The organism is Paenibacillus sp. CECT 9249 (genome assembly GCF_918697855.1).
In the GTDB taxonomy this organism is placed as follows: Bacteria; Bacillota; Bacilli; order Paenibacillales; family Paenibacillaceae; genus MSJ-34.
Window position 1 is genome coordinate 72,307 of sequence record NZ_CAKKLI010000023.1, and the last position, 7,025, is coordinate 79,331.

General features: G+C 46.3%; 6 protein-coding genes and 1 pseudogene. 6 read left to right on the plus strand and 1 reads right to left on the minus strand.

All coding sequences use genetic code 11. From position 1 onward, the window contains the following. The first annotated feature begins 89 nt into the window (after nt 1–89). Nucleotides 90–497, plus strand: coding sequence for a hypothetical protein (locus tag LQ229_RS16600; protein ID WP_216540302.1), 408 nt, complete (start codon nt 90–92; stop codon nt 495–497). A 116-nt stretch (nt 498–613) separates the two neighbouring features. Here LQ229_RS16600 and LQ229_RS16605 read toward each other — a convergent pair. Continuing rightward, nucleotides 614–1,898, minus strand: a pseudogene (locus LQ229_RS16605) (GMC family oxidoreductase). 184 nt (nt 1,899–2,082) lie between these two features. On the opposite strand from LQ229_RS16605, the gene LQ229_RS16610 reads away from it, so the two are divergent. The 5 genes from LQ229_RS16610 (at nt 2,083) to rbsD (ending at nt 6,888) form a co-directional block, all read left to right on the plus strand. Continuing rightward, the gene (locus LQ229_RS16610) at nt 2,083–2,958 is read left to right on the plus strand and encodes an SDR family oxidoreductase (protein ID WP_230192310.1); all 876 of its coding nucleotides are present in this window, start codon (nt 2,083–2,085) and stop codon (nt 2,956–2,958) included. 141 nt (nt 2,959–3,099) lie between these two features. Then, nucleotides 3,100–4,113, plus strand: coding sequence for a LacI family DNA-binding transcriptional regulator (locus tag LQ229_RS16615; protein ID WP_216540304.1), 1,014 nt, complete (start codon nt 3,100–3,102; stop codon nt 4,111–4,113). A 3-nt stretch (nt 4,114–4,116) separates the two neighbouring features. Beyond that, nucleotides 4,117–5,268: a M20/M25/M40 family metallo-hydrolase gene (locus LQ229_RS16620; protein WP_216540305.1), complete on the plus strand. Its 1,152-nt coding sequence runs from the start codon at nt 4,117–4,119 to the stop codon at nt 5,266–5,268. A gap of 85 nt (nt 5,269–5,353) precedes the next feature. Then, nucleotides 5,354–6,337 carry a substrate-binding domain-containing protein gene (locus tag LQ229_RS16625; protein WP_216540306.1) on the plus strand — a complete coding sequence of 328 codons (984 nt, stop codon included), beginning with the start codon at nt 5,354–5,356 and terminating at the stop codon, nt 6,335–6,337. Continuing rightward, nucleotides 6,334–6,888, plus strand: coding sequence for a D-ribose pyranase (rbsD, locus tag LQ229_RS16630; RefSeq protein WP_230192311.1), 555 nt, complete (start codon nt 6,334–6,336; stop codon nt 6,886–6,888). The genes LQ229_RS16625 and rbsD overlap by 4 nt, the downstream gene beginning before the upstream one ends. The last annotated feature ends 137 nt before the right edge of the window (nt 6,889–7,025 follow it).

Sequence of the window (7,025 nt, forward strand, 5' to 3'; positions counted from 1 at the left end):
AAAAGACTATAGTTATAGTCTGTTTGGGAAGGCTAACTCGTTACACTGAACGGAATGCGAGAAAAGCGAAGGGAAAGGAGGTGAAAGATATGATCGATTATAGCGTTTTGGATCCGGTCTGCCGATGCTCGATCAGACAAGCGGAGACAGGCGGGAAACAGAAAGAGTACCAAGCTCTTTCCTCTTTCCGCTCCTTTGCCGATTGGCTGGCGGTATCCGTCATGAGACAAGCCGTGAGCGACACGACGACGGGCGTCATGTCCAATGCAATACCCCATTCTGCTATAGATGCCGCTTTGTATCCATCGCCGTACATAGGTCAGTCCTTCGGCGCTCTCGCATCTCCATTGGCGTTTTCTGCGGCTGGGGGAAGCAGTCTGTTGAACGGTCCGCTACTTCTGTCAAGCTTCATGCGCGGCCCGAAGTTGTCCAATTATGCGATGCCGCTCGAAATGAACAGATTACTGGGCTACTCCAATTTTAATCGCTATATGTAATTTATTTGCATGCAATTTACCGAATGAATCACAAAAGTCCGCTCGGCAATTTCCTGACCCGGGCGGACTTTTGCGATTTCAGTCGTTGAAAGCGGGAGACGTCTCTGCAAAACAGACTAGATGTCCCGCTGCCTTACCTGTTCGATAATATAATCGGCGGTTCGAGCGGCAAGCGCCATGACCGTATTCGTTGGATTCCCTCCTCCGGAAGTCACAAAGAGGCTGGCGCTGCAAATAAACAAATTCCGCACATCATGCGTTTGCCCGTAACGATTCGCAAACGACATTTCGGGGTTATTCCCCATGCGGCATCCACCCATTAAATGGGCTGTATCGTCCGTGACAAATTCCGGAGATCCCCCGGCGGCACGGATAATATCCTTCATTCTGGATACGGCGTGGGCAATTAATTTATTGTCGTTGTCACCATACGAAAAAGCAACGTTTGGAACAGGCATGCCGTACTCATCCGTCTTGTCGGAAAGGGTGACGCAGTTATTCGGCTCAGGCAGAACTTCGCCAACGAGCGTAACTCTTCCGTAATAATTGTAGTCCAGCATCGTTTCGCGAAGCTGCTGTCCCCATAGCTTGGCCGTCTTTGAAATTCCTTTTGCCATAGCCACAGGCCGAGCCCCATGCGCATGCAACGTGTATCCCCGCGCAAAACCGCGGCTTGGATCGGTTTCATAGAAATCTTGCGTTGTGGCTAGAACGGGCGTACCTTTATACAGGCGAATTTCTTCCGGAAATTTTCCATAAACGTCGTTGCTGCTATGAACCATAATCGCCTTGCCTACCCAACCGCTGGAATTGGCAAGTCCGTTCGGGAACTGTGCGCTCGTCGAGTGAAAGAGCAAGCGGGGGTACAACGCTTCGAATGCCAAGTTTTTCGCAGCCTTTGCGAAAGATCTCGGCATTCCCGCTTAGAGGTTCGCGTTCCGGATACGGATACGGGCCATGAAAAGAACCCCAGGGAAAGTTCTTCGGTCCCGAGACGGCAATATCTCTTTCGATTTTATCGTAATAAGGCGCCAGGTCTTGGTAGGTTATCGGCCATTCTTCCCCGACGCCATCTTCCGTTTTCGTCCGAAAGTCGCTTTCGTGAAAACGCAAAAATACCCCGGTGAAATGGGTTGTCCCTCCGCTCACCCCTCTGCCCGAGTTGTTATGGCCAAGTTGCAACGGATTTGCGCCGATGGTAAAACGAGTGTCTTGCCATGCAAGACGGGTCGTGGATAATTCATCGCTGGCAAAATCGGTTTGCGGGTTCCAGAATGGCCCCGCTTCAATGACAACGACCTTTAGCCCGGCTTTACTAAGTTCATAGGCTAATACGCCTCCGGCCGCACCGGCCCCTACAATGCATACGTCAGCATCTTCTTTATATTTTCGCCGGCTCAAATTCTCGAATCGATGTTCCTTGATATGATCAACATGATGTACAACCGGATTGGGACTATTCATCTCGTCTTGCCATTTGTTACAAACTCCGCGAACCGGGTCGATACCGGTTTTGCTGGAAGTTCCTACAGATCGGATTCCTTATCCCAACTATCCGAAATCATAATAAAGGAGAAGACAATTGATGACAACCATAACGCAAACCGGCCATCCGACGCCCTTTCCCCCCCAGCATCAGAGCCGGCAACCCGGTATAGAGTCGCAGATGCATCCAAGGCCCGCATTCGATAACCCGAATTATATCGGCAGCGGAAAACTGAAAGATAAAGTTGCGATTATTACGGGAGGGGATAGCGGACAGGGGCGGGCAATCGCCGTCGCCTTCGCAAAAGAAGGGGCGGATGTCGCCATCGTCTATCTAAACGAGCATAGCGACGCGGAAGAAACGAAGCGAATCGTGGAACAAAAGGGGCGCCGCTGCCTTTCCATCGCCGGAGACATCGGAGATGAATTATTTTGCGGGAATGTCGTGGAGCAAACCGTGAACGAATTCGGCAAGCTGAACATCCTGGTCAATAATGCGGCGGAACAGTCAGTCCAAAACTCGCTGGAAGATATTACGTCCGCGCAGATGGAGAAAACGTTTCGCACCAATTTCTTTTCTGTCTTCTATCTAACCAAGGCCGCATTGAAGCATTTGGGGCCAGGGGGCGCTATTATTAACGCTGCCTCTCTAACCGCTTATGAAGGGAATGAACAGTTGATCGATTATTCCGCCACGAAGGGAGCCATTGTCGCTTTTACGCGATCGCTATCCAAGTCATTGCACAGCCGGGGAATCCGAGTGAACGGCGTTTGCCCCGGTACGATTTGGACGCCGTTGATTTCGGCCTCGTTTCCTGCCGAACAAGTGGCCAACTGGGGGGCAAAGACGCCGATGAAACGGGCGGGGCAGCCCCAGGAAATCGCGCCGGCTTATGTTTTTTTGGCTTCGGATGATTCTTCCTATATGTCGGGGCAATTCTTGCATATTAACGGAGGCGTCGTCATCAACGGGTAAAATAGGGGTTAGGATAAAAGGAGTTCTTTACACTCAAAAAATTTTGTGCTATTATCAGGTTAAACGTTTTCGTTAAACGTTTTCGTTCGCTCCAAATGCTTTGGATTATTATCAAATAATATGTTATAGGAGTTAATCGGAATGAGTACGATAACGGATGTTGCCAAAAAAGCCGGTGTTTCGATCGCGACGGTCTCCCGTTACGTGAATGGGAAAGCGGATGGGAACATGAATGAAGAAACGAAAAGGAAAATTGACGAAGCAATCAGAGAGCTGAATTACGAGCCCAATAGCATCGCCAGAAGTTTAAAGAGTAAGGAAACAAAAACGATCGGGCTGGTTGTTCCTGACATTGTAAACCCTTTCTTCCCGCTGATGGTCAGAGGCGTTGAAGATTTTTTGAGAGAAAACGGTTACTCCGTATTTTTGTGCAATACGGATCAAAATTCGCAGGAAGAACTGGCTTACTTGAAGCTTTTGCAGGCCCGAAAAGTGGATGGAATCATACTTGTGGGCGTAGATCTGCCATCGGATGTTGTATTGGAATATATCGCTGATACACCGTTCGTATGTTTAGAAAGACATGAGAATACGGCGGAATTTGACGTGATCTATTCGGATAATTACCAGGGCGCATATGACGCGACGAAGTATTTGATCGACCTTGGCGCTAAGGAGATTGTACATATCGCGGGTCGTGAGAATTCGAAAGTCGCGAATTTACGGAAACAAGCGTTTATTCAATGTCTGGCTGACCATGAGATCACGAGCGACCCTTCCATTTTGAATGGGAGTTTTCGCTTGGAAGACGGTTACCGATTAACGATGGAACTTATCGAACAAAGAAAAAATATCCCGGATGCGATATTTTATGCGAATGATTTTATGGCATTTGGCGGAATTCGCGCCCTCGTTGAAAAGGAGGTGAGGATCCCGCAGGATATTTCAGTCATCGGTTACGATGATGTTATCGTTGCTTCTTTAATCACCCCGGCTCTAACGACGGTCAGGCAGCCTGTATATGAAATGGGGAAAAATGCGGCAGAGCTTTTGCTTAAACGTATCCAAGGGACAGTTGAACCCGGGAAGCAGCACGTTTTACTTAAACCTGAGTTAGTCATAAGGAATTCTACTTCGATGAAGGTGGTGCAATAAAGTATGGCCGTATTATTAGACGAAGACATGCAGTGTATGAAAAAGGATTGGGAGTACTTGGTATCTGTGGCCCCTAGGTTTATGGGAACAGCCGGGGAAAGGGACTCGATTCATTACATTGTAGATCAAATAAAGAAGGCGGATCTTACCCCGGTCTTGCAAACCTTTTCTTACGAAGGTTGGCAAATGAACGGACCTGCCGAATTGTTTGTTGAAACGCCGGAGCAATTGAAAATCGAAACCTCGGTTCTTCTGGGCAGCGGCACGACACAAAATGCTGCTGTGCAAGGGACTTTGCTATTTATTGGTGAAACGATTATTTGGAACATGTACGAATGGCTGCGCTTTGGCATCGTAGACGGAAACGGGGAATTAGTCGGGTATATATCGGGAAGGCCGGACGGGCAAGCGATTTCTCAAACGTTAGCAGAAGGCAACAGCGATCTTCCTCATTTTGCAATTGGGATGAAAGAGTCTCAACTTCTTCTCAACTATATAAAAGAGAAAAAGAATGTTACCGTTCGAGGAGCCCTGGATACAACAAAAACAGGGGAAAAGGAAGGAAACAACATTAGAGTTCTTTACAATACAAAAAATACTGCTGCGGGAAAAATTCTCATTTGCGCACATTACGATACGATGTTCAATACCCCAGGCGCTTATGATAATGCTAGCGGTGTTGCGGTTTTATTGAATCTCGCTGCTTTGTTGAAAAAATATAATATTCGGAAGAACGTCGAATTGGTATTCATGGGAGCAGAGGAATGGAATTTAGCCGGAAGCGATGCGTATGCACAGCATTTAGTAGCTACCGGGAAGGAAAAAATCGACTTTGTTATTAATATTGACGGGCTAGGCCGCGGAAATGTATTAGAAGCCTGGGTTGGACCGGAAAAAGTTGAGCGTGAACTGTTACATTTCTTTAATCAGGTATATAAGCGGGATATTTACGTTAAGACACCGCCGCCGCCGGGATCGGATCATACACCTTTCTATAACTTAGGAATTCCTGTGTGTATGTTCACAATAAACGATCAGGAAATTATACATTCTTCTAATGACATCCTTCATGAAAACACATTTACAAATATGAGGGAATTCATTCATATACTTGTGGAATTGTTAAAACACATGGGTGTTATTAGCGAAAGTTAAATCGGGAGAAAGGAGGGGCAGGAAGGAGCAAGGAGAGGCAAGGTGAAAGATTCAACTATACCTTTAAAAAGGAAAGGGAAGCATCATGAGAAAAATTGTTCATTTGCTATTGGTTGGACTGTTATCTTTATCTGTTATTGCATGTGCGAATCAAAACGAAGCGGGTTCGGGAAGTCCGAATGCCGCCAATCAGGGTGAAAAAAAGAAGACGCTTAAAATAGGGGTTTCCCTGATGACGTTGCAATATCCGTTCTTCCAGGATATTCGTAAAGGGATCGAGATGCAGGCTCTTGCGTCGGATGTTGAAATCGTTAACGTTAACGACGCTGGATTAAATCTTCAAACCCAAGTATCCGCGCTCGAAAATTTCGTCGCACAGGGTGTCGATGCCATTATCCTGAATGCAGTAGACCCTAAGGGGATCAGCCAAGGTTTACAGGCTGCCGAGGAACGAAACATACCGGTAATTACGATCGATATGAAGCCTTCCTCAGGCACATTTGCAACATATATCGGTTCGGATAACTCATTGGGCGGCGAATTAGCCGGCAAGGCTGCTATTGACTATTTATCGCAATTTAGCGGTACGAAAGAAGTCGTTATTATGAGCAACCCGCTCTCCAGTTCGTCTAAAGAAAGAGTCGACGGGTTTAAGAAAGCGGTTTCGACTGTGGCCGATATCAACATTGTTCAAGAATTCGGCGGTGCCACAAGGGAAGATTTCATGAGGGGCATGGAGGATATATTGACCGCACATCCGAATGTCAAACTTGTATATGCTTATAGCGGACAAGGCGGACTTGGCTCTTACGATGCGATTAAAGCGGCTAATAAATCCGATAGCGTTGCTGTGATTGGTTTCGATGCCACTGCTGAAGAACAGGAGCTAGTCTACAATGGGGTAAACTACATCGGAAGTGTGATTCAATTCCCTGAGAAACTTGGAAATATCGCTGTTCAGTCTGCGGTTGATATTGTGAATGGGGAACAGGTCCCTTCAGATATCCCCGTTGAAGTAGGGTTATTTACAAAAGACGGGATTAAAAAAGCACAAGATTTCGACAATTGAACATTGAAAATGGGAGTTTCATGTTCAATAAGGGACAAACTTTACATGGAAATGTTGTGACGATATCTGAAGGGAGAAAACAAACCAATACCTATGATAACAAAATAAAATTCCATGTAAAGTCCCTTGATACGTCATTTGGAGGGATAGGTGTGAAAAAACAAGGCGTACTTCATAATGAGTTGGCTCAAGTCATTGCTCAAGCCGGCCATGAAGATTTAATCGTGATTGGCGATGCGGGTTTGCCGATTCCTAAGGGGGTCAAATGTATCGATTTAGCATTGGCCGAAGGGATTCCAAGCTTCATCGACACGTTGCGGATCATTCTTTCCGAATTAAAAGTGCAAGAGGCTATAATCGATATTGAAATGAATCAAGTTAGCCCGCATATACAGGATCAATTGAACCATGTCATTCAAGGGCAATTTGCGTTGAGAGCGATACCTCATAAAGAACTGCAAGAACTGGCCAAGAACGCAAAGGTTATCGTTAGAACAGGAGAATTTACACCTTACAGTAACATCATTCTCGTTGCGGGAGTTATGTTTTGACTTCATTCAAAAAGTCCAGCGGTAAGATGTCAAGCCCCTGATTCATGAGAATTGGAAATTTACTTTAAGGAACAGGTCAATGAGTCAGGAAAAAAGACAACACCAAACTAAACCCAGTTCAAAAATCGAGTTTTTAC

Bases quoted from the DNA above. Each gene is read 5' to 3' on its own strand.
- LQ229_RS16600 (WP_216540302.1), top strand. From the start codon at position 90: ATGATCGATTATAGCGTTTTGGATCCGGTCTGCCGATGCTCGATCAGA.
- LQ229_RS16610 (WP_230192310.1), top strand. From the start codon at position 2,083: ATGACAACCATAACGCAAACCGGCCATCCGACGCCCTTTCCCCCCCAG.
- LQ229_RS16615 (WP_216540304.1), top strand. From the start codon at position 3,100: ATGAGTACGATAACGGATGTTGCCAAAAAAGCCGGTGTTTCGATCGCG.
- LQ229_RS16620 (WP_216540305.1), top strand. From the start codon at position 4,117: ATGGCCGTATTATTAGACGAAGACATGCAGTGTATGAAAAAGGATTGG.
- LQ229_RS16625 (WP_216540306.1), top strand. From the start codon at position 5,354: ATGAGAAAAATTGTTCATTTGCTATTGGTTGGACTGTTATCTTTATCT.